Here is a 15948-nt window from a genome sequence, read left to right as displayed (position 1 = left end):
CAGGAGCTTTCGCGTGCGAGCGGAACGCCTTTAGCGCTCGACGTCGCCGCGGATGAACTTCTCGACGTTCTCGCGGGCCTCGTCGTCGAAGTACTGGACCGGCGGGGACTTCATGAAGTAGGAGGACGCGGAGAGGATCGGGCCGCCGATGCCGCGGTCCTTGGCGATCTTCGCGGCGCGCAGGGCGTCGATGATGACACCGGCCGAGTTCGGGGAGTCCCAGACCTCGAGCTTGTACTCCAGGTTCAGTGGGACGTCACCGAAGGCGCGGCCCTCGAGGCGGACGTAGGCCCACTTGCGGTCGTCCAGCCAGGCCACGTAGTCGGACGGGCCGATGTGGACGTTCTTCTCGCCGAGGTCCCGGTCGGGGATCTGGGAGGTGACGGCCTGCGTCTTGGAGATCTTCTTGGACTCCAGGCGCTCGCGCTCGAGCATGTTCTTGAAGTCCATGTTGCCGCCGACGTTCAGCTGCATCGTGCGGTCCAGGATCACACCGCGGTCCTCGAACAGCTTCGCCATGACGCGGTGCGTGATGGTGGCGCCGACCTGGGACTTGATGTCGTCACCGACGATCGGGACGCCCGCCTCGGTGAACTTGTCCGCCCACTCCTTGGTGCCCGCGATGAAGACGGGGAGGGCGTTGACGAAGGCGACCTTGGCGTCGATGGCGCACTGGGCGTAGAACTTCGCGGCGTCCTCGGAGCCCACGGGGAGGTAGCAGACCAGGACGTCGACCTGCTTGTCCTTCAGGATCTGGACGACGTCGACCGGCTCGGCGTCCGACTCCTCGATGGTCTCGCGGTAGTACTTGCCGAGGCCGTCGAGGGTGTGGCCGCGCTGGACGGTGACACCGGTGGTGGGCACGTCGCAGATCTTGATGGTGTTGTTCTCGGAGGCGCCGATGGCGTCCGACAGGTCGAGGCCGACCTTCTTGGCGTCCACGTCGAACGCGGCGACGAACTCGATGTCCCGCACGTGGTAGTCACCGAACTGCACGTGCATCAGGCCGGGTACCTTGGCCGCCGCGTCGGCGTCCTTGTAGTACTCGACTCCCTGCACCAGCGACGCGGCGCAGTTGCCCACACCGACGACGGCTACGCGAACCGAACCCATTCCGGTTGCTCCCTGTGTGTACGAGTGAGGCCCCGAGCGGGCCCTCACGTGGCGGTGTCGTCGGGCGTATCCGTCCCCGGGAGATCCCTGGGACGGGGCAGGCCGCCCGCCGATCCAGTGGTGGTGTCCTGCTGAGCGGACTCCCCGGACTCCGACCTCTTCAGGTCGCGCCCGGCCCGCTCGCTTTCGATGAGCTCGTTCAGCCAGCGCACCTCGCGCTCCACGGACTCCATTCCGTGGCGCTGGAGCTCAAGCGTGTAGTCGTCGAGCCGCTCCCGCGTGCGTGCCAGGGAGGCGCGCATCTTCTCCAGACGCTCCTCCAGGCGGCTGCGCCGGCCCTCCAGCACGCGCATCCGCACATCGCGCGAGGTCTGCCCGAAGAAGGCGAACCGCGCGGCGAAGTGCTCGTCCTCGTACGCGTCCGGCCCGGTCTGCGAGAGCAACTCCTCGAAGTGCTCCTTACCTTCGGCCGTCAGCCGGTAGACGATCTTCGCGCGGCGCCCGGTGAGGGGAGCCGCCAGAGCGTCTTCGCGGGTGTTGCCCGGTTCCTCGATCAACCAGCCGTTCGTGACCAGCGTCTTGAGGCAGGGGTACAGCGTTCCGTAGCTGAAGGCACGGAACACGCCCAGGGACGTATTGAGTCGTTTGCGCAGTTCGTAGCCGTGCATCGGAGACTCGCGCAACAGCCCGAGTACGGCGAACTCAAGGATGCCGGAACGCCGGCTCATGAGCGCCTCCTCTCGGCACACAGCGTGTTTATCTCGCGCTGATGTATCGACTCGATACATCCCGACGATAGAACGGCCTCCGGTATGGGACAAGAGGGCAGATGGTGAACGGGATCACATCACTGATTCGTACGCGGCAAGTTGCCTGATTTGGGGTGAACTTCAGGGCTCGGAAGGTTTTGGCGGTGCGTAGTCTGTGCGCCATGCACACCACCGGGAACCAAGGGGCGTTTGTGGGGCGTCGTGGTCCCCGGTGCAGTACGGGTGAATGCAGCAACGACCGCATCCGTACTTCGGGGGGACCGGAAACCAGCCGCTGTTTCCAGGCGCGCACGGGTGCGCCTGCCCGAGGAGTAATCGTTCGATGAGCGAGCACCGTCGCAAACCGCCGCCGCAGGGAGGCGGACGTGCCGCGGCCCGACGCGGCCAGCCCGGCCCGTCCTCCGGCCGCCGAGCGGCCCCGAGAGACGCCGCCGGGCCCTCCGCCGACTCCTACGGTGACGAGCCTGCCTACGGCAGCCGTGCCGAGGCGCGCCGCGCGGCCCAGAGAGGCGGCGGAGGCCGCCGCCGAGGTCCCGACAACGCGGGTTCGGGGCGCGGCCGCGGCCGTGCCGCCGCCCCCGCCTCCCCGAAATTCATCGACTACCCGCGCGCGGGCAAGGACGGCTGGCAGCGCTGGCTGCCGTCGTGGAAGGTCGTCGCGACCGCCTGCGTGGTCGGCTTCGGCAGCATGGTGGCTGTGGCGGGCATCGGTTACGCGATGGTCGGTATCCCGGACATCGCGAAGACCGCCAAGGCGCAGAACAACGTCTTCGAGTGGGCCGACGGCTCCGTGATGGTCGCGACCGGTGGCGAGATCAACCGGCAGAACCTCAACTACGCCCAGATCCCCGAGGAGATGCGGTATGCCGTGATCTCCCAGGAGAACAAGACCTTCGAGACCGACAGCGGTGTCGACCCCAAGGGCATCGCGCGCGCCTTCCTCAACATGGCCCGGGGCGGTCAGACGCAGGGTGGCTCCACCATCACCCAGCAGTACGTCAAGAACGCCATGCTGGACGACCAGTCGCAGACGATCTCCCGCAAGTTCAAGGAGATCCTGGTCGCCGTCAAGGTGGGCGCCAAGGTCCCCAAGCCGGAGGTCATGGCCGGTTACCTGAACTCCGCGTACTTCGGTCGCGGAGCCTACGGAATCCAGGCCGCCTCCCGGGCGTACTTCAACAAGGACGCCAGCAAGCTCGATCCGGGCGAGTGCGCGTTCCTCGCGGCGATGCTCAAGGGCGCCACGTACTACGACCCCGCGGGCGCGGTCTCGATCGACCCGTCCGCCACCTCGGCCGCCAACACCATCAGGGCCACGCGGCAGATGCAGGACACGCTCGACAAGATGGTCGAGTACCACCATCTGAGCGCGGCCGAGCGGAGCAAGTACACGAAGCTCCCCAAGGTCCAGAGCCCGCACGCGAACGGTCAGCTGAGCGGGCAGATCGGCTATCTGGTCGACCTGGCCAAGGGCTACCTGATCTCCCACAAGGCCGAGACGCACATCACCGCGGACGACCTTCAAAAGGGCGGCTACACGATCCGGACGACCTTCGACAAGAACAAGGTCAAGCAGCTCGAGAAGGCCGTCGCGGATGTCCGCAAGGAGAACATCAAGCCCAAGGAGCGTCCGGCCACCGACAAGTACGTCCAGTTCGGTGGGGCGTCGGTGGAGCCCAAGACCGGTGCTATCAGGGCCATTTACGGCGGCGAGGACTGGACCAAGCACTTCACCAACAACGCGGACGCCACCGGTGCCCAGGTGGGCTCGACGTTCAAGCCGTTCGTGCTGGCGGCGGCGATGAAGTGGGGTGTGCGGAACCCGGACGGTCCTGAGAATCAACCGCAGGACGCACGCACCGTCGCCTCGACGAAGAGCCTGTACAGCGGACAGAACAAGCTCAAGATCCGCGACTACCGCGGGCAGGTCTGGACGGACAGGAAGGGCAAGGAGTGGCTCCAGACCAACGACGGCGACAAGTCGGAGGGGAACCCCCCCGACTACAAGATCGACCTGCGCTACGCCATGCAGTTCTCCGTGAACTCCGCCTTCGTCCAGCTGGGCATGGACGTCGGTCTGGACAAGGTGAAGGAAAGCGCCCTGGACGCGGGCGTCCTTGAGAACAGCCTGGCCAGCTCCAGCTTCCCGTCCTTCTCCATCGGAACCTCCGACCCCAGCGCGATTCGTATGGCCGGCGCCTACGCGACCTTCGCGGCCAGCGGCACCCAGCGCGACCCGTACTCGGTGTCTCAGGTCAGCGGCAAGGACGGGGTCCTCTACAAGCACAAGGGCAAGTCCAAGGACGCTTTCGACCCCGAGGTGGCCGACAACGTCACCGACGTCCTGAAGACCGTCGTCGACAAGGGCACCGGTACCGCCGCTCAGCTCCCGGGCCGCGAGGTGGCCGGCAAGACCGGTACCACCGACTTCAACAAGTCGGCCTGGTTCGTCGGGTACACCCCCCAGCTGTCCACCGCGATCAGCATGTTCCGGATGGACGACCAGGCGAAGCCCAAGGACCGCAAGTTCCTGAAGATGTACGGGACCGGCGGCCAGGCGAAGATCCACGGCGCCTCGTTCCCCGCCGAGATCTGGCACGACTACATGATCGAGGCGCTGAAGGGCCAGCCGGCCGAGAAGTTCCCGACCCCGGTCCCGATCGGCAAGGCGCTCAACGCCGAGCCGAGCCCCACGCCCACTCCCTCGGTCACACAGACCCCGACCGAGAGCCCGTCGCCGAGCCCGTCGCCGACCGAGTCCGAGCTGGAGCCGTCGCCGTCGGCCACCATCACCTGTGGCTTCTTCGGCTGCCGCGACGGTGGCAACGAGAACGGCGGTAACGGCAACGGCGGTGGCACCGACAACGGAGGCACCGACGGCGGACCCGGAGGAACCGATCCGAGTCCGACTCTCTCGGAAACGACGGGTACCACCAGAGGAAATGGCAACGGAGGCTTCTTCGGCGGTGGTGACCAGAACGGCTGACCCGAGAAGGGACGCCGTTTCGATGACGGCGGCAACGGATCGGTGAGAAAAAGAACGGGCCCCCGGAGAGATCTCCGGGGGCCCGTTCGCGTACCGAGGGTTTTTCTACCAGTAGCCGCTGCACACGACTTCACCCGTGCCGCCGTCACGGAGGCAGACGCGGTAGTAGTAGTTCGATCCGCCGAGCATGTTGGACCAGTCCGAGCCACCGTCGGGGATGGTCACGGTCTGCGAGCTGATCAGCGGCTGACCGCTCTCCGAGCTGTGCTTCTCGATCACCGCGTAGTGGCTCCAGTAGTTGTCGTTCGGGTACGGGTCGCTGCCGCGGACCCATCCCGCCGAGCACTTCGCGGACCAGCGCAGCTCCGCCTTCATGATGCCGTCGGAGACCGTCTTCTTCGTGACGCCGTCGCCGTCACAGCCGTAGGTCACGGGGCCCTTGTAGTCACATCCCGTGCCGGAACACGACGAGGCGGCGTAGGAGCTGCCCGCCATCGGGATCAGAACGGCGGTCAGAGCAGCGCCGACAAGTATGGACACCTTAGCGGGAAGACTCTTTTTCATATTTCCTCCGTAGTGGTCGCATCTGAGAAATCCGCCTCACCCTGAAAGCGCACCCGAAGGAGGCGGCCGGGGTGTGGACGGTGAGAGTGTCAGGCGGCTTCGTCCAGCAATCCCAGTTCGCTGACGCGAATTCCGAGGGTGAATCGACCGCGGGCGTCCAGCTGCTCCATGAGCCTGTTCACGCGGCGCTGGACGGTTCGGTGGCCCAGTGCCACATGCTGGGCAATCGCCTGGTCCGACAGGCCCTGCCGCATCAGACGGAGGATTTTCAGGTCCATTTCATCGGCGTACACCCGATTGTGCATGTCCTCCCCCTCGGCCGGTCTGCCGCCCCCACTCCCGTTGTGGCGGGCCCAAACTTAAGGGTCGAATTAACGGGCCTGCAAGATTAATAATTTGCACGTATAGGCTAAAGGGAGTGAAATCCCTGGCGTAATCCCGCCAGGATTTCCGGTTTTACCGGGCAGGTCGGTCGTTCACGAGCCGTTCACGAGCGCAGCCGTACCCTCACGTTTCCCGTCCTCACGGCTCCACTCCTCGCGGCGGGAATGTGCGGGCACGTCCGCTCCGGACGGCATCCTGTGTGGGGGCGGCCCCGCCGCATACGCATACGGCAGGATGTGCCCCATGCCCAGTGCTGAAACGACGCCCGTGCGCGTGGCCGAGCCGGAGACGGTACGACCGACCCGGGAGGACGAGATCGCCGCGGTCGGCAGTGAGCTGATCGGTGGCCCGGTCGGGCGGCGCGCCCTGCTCGGAACGTCCTGGTGGACACCGGTCCGGGTCATCGCCCTGGTGGCGATCGGCATGTTCGCCCTCGGCCTCGTCCAGAAGGCGCCCTGTTACGACGGTGCCTGGTTCTTCGGGGCCAGCTCGCAGTACACGCACGCCTGCTATTCGGACATCCCGCACCTCTATCAGGGGCGCGGCTTCGCCGATGGGCTCGTGCCGTACTTCGACAGGCTCCCGGGCGACATGGAGTACCTCGAATACCCGGTCCTGACCGGTGTGTTCATGGAGGTCGCCGCCTGGCTCACGCCGGGCAGCGGCGGCATCCAGCAGCAGGAGCAGTGGTACTGGTTCGCCAACGCCGGGATGCTGATGGTCTGCGCCGCGGTCATCGCCGTGTGCGTGACCCGTACGCACCGCCGACGCCCCTGGGACGGTCTGCTGGTCGCCCTGGCGCCCGCCTTCGCCCTGACCGCCACCATCAACTGGGACCTGCTGGCGGTGGCCCTGACGGCCGCCGCGATGCTGATGTGGTCGCGGAGCCGCCCCGTCGCCTTCGGTGTGCTCCTCGGGCTCGCCACGGCCGCCAAGCTCTACCCGGTCTTCCTGCTCGGGCCGCTGCTCGTGCTGTGCTGGCGGGCGGGCAAGTGGCGGCCGTTCTTCCAGGCGGTGGCCGGGGCCGTGGTCGCGTGGCTCGTGGTGAACCTGCCGGTGATGCTGTTCGCCTTCCCGGGCTGGTCGAAGTTCTACACGTTCAGCCACGACCGGGGCGTCGACTTCGGCTCGTTCTGGCTGATCTGGGCGCAGAACTCCAGCAGCCCGCCCAGCATCGACTTCGTGAACACGGCGGCCAGCGCGCTGGTCGTGCTCGCCTTCCTCGGGATCGCGGCGCTGGCGTTCCTCGCCCCGCGCCGCCCGCGCTTCGCCCAGCTGGCCTTCCTGATGGTGGCCGCCTTCATCCTCACCAACAAGGTCTACTCCCCGCAGTACGTCCTCTGGCTGGTGCCGCTGGCCGTGCTGGCCCGGCCCAAGTGGCGGGACTTCCTGATCTGGCAGGCGGGCGAGGTGGCGTACTTCCTCGGCATCTGGATGTACCTCGCGTACACGACCAGCGGAGACGCCCACAAGGGCCTGCCCACGCACGGCTACCAGTGGGCGATCGCCCTGCATCTGCTGGGCACGCTGTACCTGTGCGCCGTGATCGTCCGGGACATCCTGCTGCCGGAGCGGGACGTGGTGCGCCGGGCCGGGGACGACGACCCCTCGGGCGGGGTCCTCGACGGCGCGCCGGACGTGTTCGTCCTGGGCGGCGCGGCCCACGACCGGAGGCCCGCCGAACCCGCCGAGATGCTTCGGATGGAGTGGGGAGTGCGGGGCGAGCCCACGTCCTGAGCCGGGCGCGCCCAGGCCCCGAGCGGGACTCCGGGCAGGAGAAAGGCCGTGTACGAGCTGCTCGTACACGGCCTTTCCGTTTCCGTCTCGCGCCTCTAGCGGTCGAGGATCCGGTCGAACTGCGTGGTGGTGTGCCGCAGATGGGCCACCAGTTCGTCGCCGACCTTCGGCTCGGGGGCGTCCGACGGCACGAACAGGATCGACACCTGCATGTGCGGCGGCTCGGCGAACCACCGCTGCTTGCCGCTCCAGACGAACGGGGCCAGGTTCCGGTTCACCGTGGCGAGACCGGCCCGTGCGACGCCCTTGGCGCGCGGCATGACGCCGTGCAGCGCCTTCGGGGCCTCCAGTCCCACTCCGTGCGACGTGCCGCCCGCCACGACCACCAGATAGCCGTCGGAGGCCGCCTTCTGCTGCCGGTAGCCGAAGCGGTCGCCCTTGGCCACGCGCGTGACGTCCAGGACGGCACCGCGGTACTCCGTGGCGTCGTGGTCCCCCAGCCACAGCCGGGTGCCGATGCGCGCGCGGAACCGGGTCTGCGGGAACCGCTGCTGGAGCCGGGCGAGTTCGTCGGCCTTGAGGTGGCTGACGAACATGGTGTGCAGCGGCAGCCGGGCCGCGCGCAGCCGGTCCAGCCAGCCGATGACCTCGTCGACCGCGTCCGTGCCGTCGGTGCGGTCCAGCGGGAGGTGGATGGCGAAGCCCTCCAGGCGGACGTTCTCTATGGCCTGGTGCAGCTGCGGCAGGTCCTGCTCGCTGATGCCGTGCCGCTTCATCGAGGACATCACCTCGATGACGACACGGGCGCCCACGAGGCCGTACACCCCGTCGACCGACGACACCGAGCGCACCACGCGGTCCGGCAGCGGCACCGGCTCCTCGCCGCGCCGGTACGGCGTCAGCACGAGCAGGTCGCCGCTGAACCAGTCCTTGATGCGCGCGGCCTCGTACGTGGTGCCGACGGCCAGCATGTCGGAGCCCAGCCGGGTGGCCTCCTCCGCCAGCCGTTCGTGCCCGAAGCCGTAGCCGTTGCCCTTGCAGACCGGGACGAGCCCCGGGAACTGCTCCTGCACGTGCTTGTGGTGCGCCCGCCAGCGCGCGGTGTCGACGTAGAGCGTGAGCGCCATGGCCGGACCGGAACCTTTCTCGTGGCTGGGGTGGATCAAGGGGTGGAGCCGGGCGGCCGGTGCGGGCCGCCCGAGGCCTATGGAATCAAAGGTTCGCTGCTCAGCGGCGCGACATGTAGATGTCGAGCGCCTTGTGGAGCAGCTTGTTCAGCGGGAAGTCCCACTCGCCCAGGTACTCGGCGGCCTGACCGCCCGTGCCGACCTTGAACTGGATCAGGCCGAACAGGTGGTCCGTCTCGTCCAGGGAGTCGGAGATGCCGCGCAGGTCGTAGACGGTGCCGCCGAGCGCGTAGGCGTCGCGCAGCATGCGCCACTGCATGGCGTTGGAGGGGCGGACCTCGCGGCCGATGTTGTCGGAGGCGCCGTAGGAGTACCAGACGTGGCCGCCGACGATCAGCATGGTCGCCGCCGACAGGTTAACGCCGTTGTGGCGGGCGAAGTACAGCCGCATGCGGTTGGGGTCCTCGGTGTTGAGGGCCGTCCACATGCGCTGGAAGTACGACAGCGGGCGCGGCCGGAAGTGGTCGCGCACGGCGGTGATCTCGTACAGCCGCTGCCACTCCGCCAGGTCCTGGTAGCCGCCCTGGACGACCTCGACACCAGCCTTCTCGGCCTTCTTGATGTTGCGGCGCCACAGCTGGTTGAAGTTCTTGTGGACCTCTTCCAGGGAGCGGTTGGCCAGCGGCACCTGGAAGACGTAGCGGGGCTGCACGTCGCCGAAGCCGGCGCCGCCGTCCTCGCCCTGCTGCCAGCCCATGCGGCGCAGCTTGTCGGACACCTCGAAGGCGCGCGGCTCGATGAAGTCGGCCTCCATGTCGCGCAGGCGCTTCACGTCCGGGCTCTGGATGCCCTTCTTGATGGTCTCCGCGTTCCAGCGGCGGATGATCACCGGCGGGCCCATCTTCACGGAGAACGCGCCCTGGTGCTTGAGGTGGGCCAGCATCGGCTGGAGCCAGTCCTCCAGGTTCGGCGCGAACCAGTTGATGACCGGACCCTCGGGGAGGTAGGCGAGGTAGCGCTTGATCTTGGGCAGCTGGCGGTAGAGGATCAGCCCGGCGCCGACCATCTCGCCGGTGCGCTCGTCGAACCAGCCCAGGCTCTCCGAACGCCACTCGGCCTTCACATCTGCCCATGCCGGGACCTGCATGTGGCTCGCCGCCGGCAGGCTCTGGATATACGCCAGATGCTGCTCGCGGCTGATGGTCCTCAGGGTCAGGCTCATGTCGGGGCGCTCCTCGGGCTGGTGTGTCCCCATGGGTACAGGGGCTCCGGCTCTCGCGCGAAGCCTACTGCCCGGTGCGAGCGCCCCGACTGGGGCGTACGGCACCTTCTTCCCGGCCGGTGGCCGGGAAGGTGCCCCCGGGTGTCTTCGTGGATGAGGTGAAGGAGTGCTGTGCGCGGGGTGACGGGTGGGTCAGCCGCCGATCACACCGCCGAACAGGCCGCCGTTGGCCATGCCGATCAGGAAGCCGATGCCGGAGGCACCGAGGCCCAGGACCAGGCCGAAACGCTCGCGCGTGGTCACCGAGATCCACTGCCCGTACGCGCCGCCGACGAGCCCGACCAGGCCGGCCCAGGAGGCGAGCAGGTGGAGGCCGGGGAAGAAGGACGTGATGAAGGAGAGCAGTCCGAGGACCAGCGTCGCCACGGTCAGGGTGTCCTGAACCGGATGGGGCTTGCCGTCGGTGGCGAAGAGGGAGCCGGCGATGTTCGGGAACGATGCCTGTGCCATGGGGGCACCTCCTGCGGATAGCGGCGGCGCACTGTAGCGCCTTACACACCCGATGTGTACAGATTGGCTGCCCCCACGGCCTGATTTCAACCGGAAGCCGGTGTGCGGGTACTCTGTAACGTCTGCACCGGTGTCTGCCCGCACCTTTCCAGGTCACTGCGCGGAACTTCCTTGGAAGCCTCCGACTGTCAGTGGCGGCCGATACCGTTGCGCACGCATCACGACCCTCCTGCCACGGAACGACCGTGGCCGCTGAGTCCAAAGGAGGTGGGTTCCACATGCGTCACTACGAGGTGATGGTCATCCTCGACCCCGATCTCGAGGAGCGTTCGGTCTCCCCGCTGATCGAGAACTTCCTCTCTGTCGTCCGCGATGGCGGCGGCAAGGTGGAGAAGGTCGACACCTGGGGCCGTCGTCGTCTGTCGTACGAGATCAAGAAGAAGCCCGAGGGCATCTACTCGGTCATCGACCTGCAGGCCGAGCCTGCGGTCGTCAAGGAGCTCGACCGCCAGATGAACCTGAACGAGTCGGTCCTCCGGACCAAGGTCCTCCGCCCCGAGATGCACTGAGCCCTCGGCTCAGCTGATCTCGGGATTCGAGTAGCAACCAAGCAGCCAGAGAAGCAATCCCGCCGAGAGGTTCCCCCATGGCAGGCGAGACCGTCATCACGGTCGTCGGCAATCTTGTCGACGACCCCGAGCTGCGCTTCACCCAGTCCGGTGCGGCGGTCGCGAAGTTCCGCGTCGCGTCCACTCCCCGCACCTTCGACCGGCAGACCAATGAGTGGAAGGACGGCGAGAGCCTGTTCCTGACCTGCTCGGTCTGGCGTCAGGCGGCGGAGAACGTCGCGGAGTCGCTCCAGCGCGGCATGCGCGTCATCGTGCAGGGCCGGCTGAAGCAGCGGTCCTACGAGGACCGTGAGGGCGTCAAGCGCACGGTCTACGAGCTGGACGTCGAGGAGGTCGGCCCGAGCCTGCGCAACGCGACGGCGAAGGTCACCAAGACCTCCGGCGGCGGTGGCGGCGGCGCACGCGGCGGCCAGGGCGGATACAGCGGCGGCGGTGGCGGCGGCTGGGGCGGTGGCTCCGGCGGCAACCAGGGCGGCGCTCCTGCCGACGACCCGTGGGCTTCCGGCGCTCCCGCCGGTGGCAACCAGGGTGGCGGCGGCTGGGGCGGCGGCTCCGGTGGCTCCGGCGGCGGTGGCGGCTACTCGGACGAGCCCCCCTTCTAAGGGCTCGCATCCCCACTTCTTGATCACACAGGAGAAACACCATGGCGAAGCCGCCTGTGCGCAAGCCTAAGAAGAAGGTCTGCGCTTTCTGCAAGGACAAGGTCACGTACGTGGACTACAAGGACACGAACATGCTGCGGAAGTTCATTTCCGACCGCGGCAAGATCCGTGCCCGCCGCGTGACCGGCAACTGCACGCAGCACCAGCGTGACGTCGCCACGGCCGTGAAGAACAGCCGTGAGATGGCGCTGCTGCCCTACACGTCCACCGCGCGATAAGGGAAGGGTGACCGACACATGAAGATCATCCTCACCCACGAGGTCTCTGGCCTCGGTGCCGCCGGCGATGTCGTCGACGTCAAGGACGGTTACGCCCGCAACTACCTGATCCCGCGGAAGTTCGCTATCCGCTGGACCAAGGGCGGCGAGCAGGACGTGGCGCAGATCCGCCGCGCCCGCAAGATCCACGAGATCCAGACCATCGAGCAGGCCAACCAGATCAAGGCCCAGCTCGAGGGTGTGAAGGTCCGTCTGGCCGTTCGCTCCGGCGACGCCGGTCGTCTCTTCGGTTCCGTCACCCCGGCCGACGTCGCTTCCGCGATCAAGGCTTCCGGTGGCCCCGAGGTCGACAAGCGCCGTGTCGAGCTGTCCGCCCCGATCAAGACCCTGGGCTCCCACGAGACCTCGGTGCGTCTGCACCCCGAGGTTTCCGCCACGGTCAGCGTCGAGGTTGTCGCGGCCTGACGCCGTGCGCAGCTGAACAGCTGAGAGAGGGGCCGTCCCACTGGGCGGCCCCTCTTCGCGTGCGGCGCCGGACGCGATGGAGCGTCGGTGGCCTATGGGTCGGGTGTCGGTGCGGCATGTTTCACGTGAAACCGGGACAACGGCGGCCCGACGCCTCGGCGCTGGGTACCGGAGCCGGGTACCGGAGCCGGGCACCGCGTCAGCGGCTCGCGCCCGTCACGATCCACTTGCCCGAGCGGGCCCGCAGCCACAGGGTGAGCAGGCGGACCGTCATCATCAGGGTCATGGCCGCCCACAGCGCGGTGAGCCCGCCGCCCAGCACCGGGACGAGGAGCGCCACCGGCGTGAACACGGCCAGGGTGATCACCATCGCCCAGGCCAGATAGGGTCCGTCGCCCGCGCCCATCAGGACGCCGTCCAGAACGAAGACGATCCCGCAGATCGGCTGGGAGAGCGCCACCACCAGAAGGGCGGGCAGCGCCACGTCCCGCACCACGGAATCACCGGTGAACAGCGGCAGGAACAGCGGTCGGGCGGCCACGACGAGCACCCCGAGGACGACTCCGGCCGCGATGCCCCACTGCACCATGCGGCGACAGGCCTCACGTGCGCCCGGGGCGTCGGCGGCACCGAGGTACCGGCCGATGATCGCCTGCCCGGCGATCGCGATCGCGTCCAGCGCGAAGGCCAGCAGGCTCCACAGGGACAGGACGATCTGGTGGGCGGCGATGTCCGCGTCGCCGAGGCGGGCCGCCATCGCCGTGACGATCATGAGGATCGCCCGCAGGGACAGTGTGCGGACCAGCAGCGGAACGCCCGCCTGGGCCGATGCCCTGATACCGGCGAGGTCGGGCCGCAGCGACGCCTTGTGCCGCCGTGCCCCGCGCACGACGACGAGGAGATAGACGGCGGCCATGCCCCACTGGGCGATGACCGTGCCCCAGGCCGAGCCCGCGATCCCGAGCCCGGCCGGGTAGACGAGCAGCGCGTTGAGCACGGCGTTGGCGACGAAGCCGCCGACGGCGACGTACAGCGGGGTCCTGGTGTTCTGCAGACCGCGCAGCACACCGGTGGCGGCCAGCACCGTGAGCATGGCCGGGATGCCCAGGGTGGAGATGCGCAGATAGGTGGTGGCGTACGGCGCCGCCGTCGCGGAGGCGCCGAAGAGGCGCACGATGTCCGGCGCCAGGGGCAGGACCACCGCGATGACCGCCACGCCGATGAGCAGGGCCAGCCAGATGCCGTCCATGCCCTGGCGCAGGGCCGCCGGGAGATCACCGGCGCCGACACGGCGGGAGACGGCGGCCGTGGTGGCGTAGGCGAGGAAGACGAAGACGCTCACGGCGGTGGTGAGGAGCGCGGTCGCGACGCCGAGACCGGCGAGCTGGGCCGTGCCGAGGTGGCCGACGATCGCGCTGTCGGCCATGACGAACAGAGGCTCGGCGACGAGCGCGCCGAAGGCCGGGACCGCGAGGGCGATGATCTCTCGGTCGTGCCGTCGGCGCGTGGTCGGGGGGATCGCTGGAGCCTGTGTCATGGGCGTCAATGTATCCGTCCACAGGTAAGCGATGCAATTGCCTTGCGACCCTTACTCTCGGTCTTGGATCGCGTACGTTCGCGCGTTGTTCGAGGTGATCTTGGTCCGGCTGGGGAGTTTTTTCTTCTGCACAGCCAGTGGACGACAAAGATGCAGGTCAGGATGGTCCTGCTCGGGGAATCGAGGTCTTGTTCACAGGGCTGTCCACCGGGTCGTGCACAGGTTTCGGGGAGTTCTCCACAGCATCTGGGCCGTCGTCCACATGGCCTGTGGATAACCAGATTGGCTGAAGGTGCCGAGGGGCCTACCGTGGTCCGGCGCCCGCTCCCTGCCCCGGCCCTGGAAAACGTCGTGCACCGACGCGCCGGACCCGGAGCCGGGCCTCTCATTTTGTCAGTGCCGTGCCGTACAAAAGAGGCGTGGCGAGGTCCGCTGTGCGGACGGGAGGAGGTGGCTCGGTTGAGCATTTCCGAGCCCTTGGACGATCCGTGGGCCGACAGCGGACCCAGCGATCGTCTGCCCGCCTCCCGCCGTCGTGGCGAGACCGGCCGGGGCCGCGGTGAGCAGCACGACCGCGGCCGGGACAGCGGTGACTGGGACGGTGGAGGTTCCTCCTTCGAGCGGGTGCCGCCCCAGGACCTGGACGCCGAGCAGTCCGTCCTCGGCGGCATGCTGCTGTCCAAGGAAGCCATCGCCGACGTGGTCGAGATCCTCAAGGGCCACGACTTCTACAAGCCCGCGCACGAGACGATCTACCAGGCGATCCTCGACATCTACGCGAAGGGCGAGCCGGCCGACCCGATCACGATCGCGGCCGAACTCACCAAGCGCGGCGAGATCAACAAGGTCGGCGGTGCGGCGTATCTGCACACCCTCGTCCAGACCGTGCCGACGGCGGCGAACGCCGAGTACTACGCCGAGATCGTCCACGAGCGCGCGGTGCTGCGCCGCCTGGTGGAGGCGGGTACGCGCATCACGCAGATGGGATACGCGGCCGACGGCGACGTGGACGAGATCGTCAACAGCGCCCAGGCCGAGATCTACGCCGTCACCGAGCAGCGCACCAGCGAGGACTATCTGCCGCTCGGCGACATCATGGAGGGCGCCCTCGACGAGATCGAGGCGATCGGCTCGCGCAGCGGCGAGATGACCGGTGTGCCCACCGGGTTCACGGACTTCGACTCCCTGACCAACGGCCTGCACCCGGGTCAGATGATCGTCATCGCCGCGCGTCCCGCCATGGGTAAGTCCACCCTGGCGCTGGACTTCGCACGGGCCGCCTCGATCAAGCACAACCTGCCGAGCGTGGTCTTCTCGCTCGAAATGGGCCGCAACGAGATCGCGATGCGTCTGCTGTCCGCCGAGGCGCGCGTCGCCCTGCACCACATGCGCTCCGGCACGATGACCGACGAGGACTGGACCCGGCTGGCCCGCCGGATGCCGGACGTCTCGGCCGCCCCGCTCTACATCGACGACTCCCCGAACCTGTCGATGATGGAGATCCGCGCCAAGTGCCGCCGTCTGAAGCAGCGCAACGACCTGAAGCTGGTCGTCATCGACTATCTCCAGCTGATGCAGTCCGGCGGCTCCAAGCGCGCCGAGAGCCGTCAGCAGGAGGTCTCGGACATGTCCCGTAACCTCAAGCTCCTCGCGAAGGAGCTGGAGATCCCGGTGATCGCGCTGTCCCAGCTGAACCGTGGCCCCGAGCAGCGCACCGACAAGAAGCCGATGGTCTCCGACCTGCGTGAGTCGGGCTCCATCGAGCAGGACGCGGACATGGTCATCCTGCTCCACCGCGAGGACGCCTACGAGAAGGAGTCCCCCCGCGCGGGCGAGGCCGACCTGATCGTCGCCAAGCACCGAAACGGCCCCACCGCCACGATCACGGTCGCCTTCCAGGGCCACTACTCCCGCTTCGTGGACATGGCCCAGACCTGACCGGTCAGGTTGTAGGTTCTCAAATCCCGTGTCATTTTCTCAGTCGCTATGTCATGTGACTGACCGATCTGACACGGGATTGAGAA

General features: G+C 67.8%; 15 protein-coding genes. 7 read left to right on the top strand and 8 right to left on the bottom strand.

All coding sequences use genetic code 11. The features are described 5' to 3' along the window. Positions 1-30: 30 nt before the first annotated feature. Positions 31-1113, bottom strand: coding sequence for an inositol-3-phosphate synthase (locus tag B079_RS0120000; protein WP_018547612.1), 1083 nt, complete (start codon positions 1111-1113; stop codon positions 31-33). A gap of 44 nt (positions 1114-1157) precedes the next feature. Next, positions 1158-1841, bottom strand: a complete 684-nt coding sequence (locus B079_RS0119995; RefSeq protein WP_018547611.1) for a PadR family transcriptional regulator — start codon at positions 1839-1841, stop codon at positions 1158-1160. Between the two features lie 364 nt (positions 1842-2205). On the opposite strand from B079_RS0119995, the gene B079_RS0119990 reads away from it, so the two are divergent. Next, positions 2206-4869, top strand: coding sequence for a transglycosylase domain-containing protein (locus tag B079_RS0119990; RefSeq protein WP_018547610.1), 2664 nt, complete (start codon positions 2206-2208; stop codon positions 4867-4869). A 105-nt stretch (positions 4870-4974) separates the two neighbouring features. Here the strand turns inward: B079_RS0119990 and B079_RS0119985 are convergent, their stop codons facing one another. Continuing rightward, a complete protein-coding gene (locus B079_RS0119985; protein ID WP_018547609.1) occupies positions 4975-5409 on the bottom strand; it encodes a DUF2690 domain-containing protein in 435 nt (144 codons plus the stop codon). A gap of 113 nt (positions 5410-5522) precedes the next feature. Then, positions 5523-5738 carry a helix-turn-helix domain-containing protein gene (locus B079_RS0119980; RefSeq protein ID WP_018547608.1) on the bottom strand — a complete coding sequence of 72 codons (216 nt, stop codon included), beginning with the start codon at positions 5736-5738 and terminating at the stop codon, positions 5523-5525. Positions 5739-6060: 322 nt separating this feature from the next. On the opposite strand from B079_RS0119980, the gene B079_RS0119975 reads away from it, so the two are divergent. Further along, entirely contained in the window at positions 6061-7554 is a 1494-nt protein-coding gene (locus B079_RS0119975; RefSeq protein WP_026248872.1) for a glycosyltransferase family 87 protein, read from the top strand. 95 nt (positions 7555-7649) lie between these two features. Here the strand turns inward: B079_RS0119975 and B079_RS0119970 are convergent, their stop codons facing one another. From B079_RS0119970 to B079_RS0119960, 3 genes are all read right to left on the bottom strand, one after another. Then, positions 7650-8681 (bottom strand): alanine racemase, encoded by a 1032-nt coding sequence (locus B079_RS0119970; protein WP_018547606.1) that lies wholly within the window; start codon positions 8679-8681, stop codon positions 7650-7652. 100 nt (positions 8682-8781) lie between these two features. Beyond that, positions 8782-9903 (bottom strand): lipid II:glycine glycyltransferase FemX, encoded by a 1122-nt coding sequence (locus B079_RS0119965; RefSeq protein WP_018547605.1) that lies wholly within the window; start codon positions 9901-9903, stop codon positions 8782-8784. A 192-nt stretch (positions 9904-10095) separates the two neighbouring features. Beyond that, on the bottom strand, positions 10096-10413 hold the full coding sequence (locus B079_RS0119960; RefSeq protein ID WP_018547604.1) for a hypothetical protein: 318 nt from the start codon (positions 10411-10413) through the stop codon (positions 10096-10098). A gap of 278 nt (positions 10414-10691) precedes the next feature. Here B079_RS0119960 and rpsF point away from each other — a divergent pair, with 278 nt between their 5' ends. The 4 genes from rpsF (at position 10692) to rplI (ending at position 12387) form a co-directional block, all read left to right on the top strand. Further along, positions 10692-10982 (top strand): 30S ribosomal protein S6, encoded by a 291-nt coding sequence (gene rpsF / locus B079_RS0119955; protein ID WP_003975025.1) that lies wholly within the window; start codon positions 10692-10694, stop codon positions 10980-10982. Between the two features lie 77 nt (positions 10983-11059). Beyond that, complete coding sequence (locus tag B079_RS0119950) at positions 11060-11644, top strand: single-stranded DNA-binding protein (RefSeq protein WP_018547603.1); 585 nt, start codon at positions 11060-11062, stop codon at positions 11642-11644. 41 nt (positions 11645-11685) lie between these two features. Then, on the top strand, positions 11686-11922 hold the full coding sequence (gene rpsR / locus B079_RS0119945) for a 30S ribosomal protein S18 (protein WP_003949403.1): 237 nt from the start codon (positions 11686-11688) through the stop codon (positions 11920-11922). 18 nt (positions 11923-11940) lie between these two features. Beyond that, positions 11941-12387 carry a 50S ribosomal protein L9 gene (gene rplI / locus B079_RS0119940; RefSeq protein WP_018547602.1) on the top strand — a complete coding sequence of 149 codons (447 nt, stop codon included), beginning with the start codon at positions 11941-11943 and terminating at the stop codon, positions 12385-12387. Between the two features lie 199 nt (positions 12388-12586). Here the strand turns inward: rplI and B079_RS0119935 are convergent, their stop codons facing one another. After that, a complete protein-coding gene (locus B079_RS0119935) occupies positions 12587-13924 on the bottom strand; it encodes an MATE family efflux transporter (RefSeq protein WP_018547601.1) in 1338 nt (445 codons plus the stop codon). A 459-nt stretch (positions 13925-14383) separates the two neighbouring features. Here B079_RS0119935 and dnaB point away from each other — a divergent pair, with 459 nt between their 5' ends. Then, on the top strand, positions 14384-15862 hold the full coding sequence (gene dnaB / locus B079_RS0119930; protein ID WP_026248871.1) for a replicative DNA helicase: 1479 nt from the start codon (positions 14384-14386) through the stop codon (positions 15860-15862). Positions 15863-15948: the final 86 nt, after the last annotated feature.

Source organism: Streptomyces sp. LaPpAH-108 (assembly GCF_000373625.1).
GTDB lineage: Bacteria > Actinomycetota > Actinomycetes > Streptomycetales > Streptomycetaceae > Streptomyces.
The sequence above is the reverse complement of the archived record's forward strand: the minus strand, read 5'-3'. Positions and strand labels throughout refer to the sequence as shown.

Coding starts and splice junctions, on each gene's coding strand:
- B079_RS0120000 (WP_018547612.1), bottom strand. CDS start 1,113: ATGGGTTCGGTTCGCGTAGCCGTCGTCGGTGTGGGCAACTGCGCCGCG.
- B079_RS0119995 (WP_018547611.1), bottom strand. CDS start 1,841: ATGAGCCGGCGTTCCGGCATCCTTGAGTTCGCCGTACTCGGGCTGTTG.
- B079_RS0119990 (WP_018547610.1), top strand. CDS start 2,206: ATGAGCGAGCACCGTCGCAAACCGCCGCCGCAGGGAGGCGGACGTGCC.
- B079_RS0119980 (WP_018547608.1), bottom strand. CDS start 5,738: ATGCACAATCGGGTGTACGCCGATGAAATGGACCTGAAAATCCTCCGT.
- B079_RS0119975 (WP_026248872.1), top strand. CDS start 6,061: ATGCCCAGTGCTGAAACGACGCCCGTGCGCGTGGCCGAGCCGGAGACG.
- B079_RS0119970 (WP_018547606.1), bottom strand. CDS start 8,681: ATGGCGCTCACGCTCTACGTCGACACCGCGCGCTGGCGGGCGCACCAC.
- B079_RS0119965 (WP_018547605.1), bottom strand. CDS start 9,903: ATGAGCCTGACCCTGAGGACCATCAGCCGCGAGCAGCATCTGGCGTAT.
- B079_RS0119960 (WP_018547604.1), bottom strand. CDS start 10,413: ATGGCACAGGCATCGTTCCCGAACATCGCCGGCTCCCTCTTCGCCACC.
- rpsF (WP_003975025.1), top strand. CDS start 10,692: ATGCGTCACTACGAGGTGATGGTCATCCTCGACCCCGATCTCGAGGAG.
- B079_RS0119950 (WP_018547603.1), top strand. CDS start 11,060: ATGGCAGGCGAGACCGTCATCACGGTCGTCGGCAATCTTGTCGACGAC.
- rpsR (WP_003949403.1), top strand. CDS start 11,686: ATGGCGAAGCCGCCTGTGCGCAAGCCTAAGAAGAAGGTCTGCGCTTTC.
- rplI (WP_018547602.1), top strand. CDS start 11,941: ATGAAGATCATCCTCACCCACGAGGTCTCTGGCCTCGGTGCCGCCGGC.
- B079_RS0119935 (WP_018547601.1), bottom strand. CDS start 13,924: ATGACACAGGCTCCAGCGATCCCCCCGACCACGCGCCGACGGCACGAC.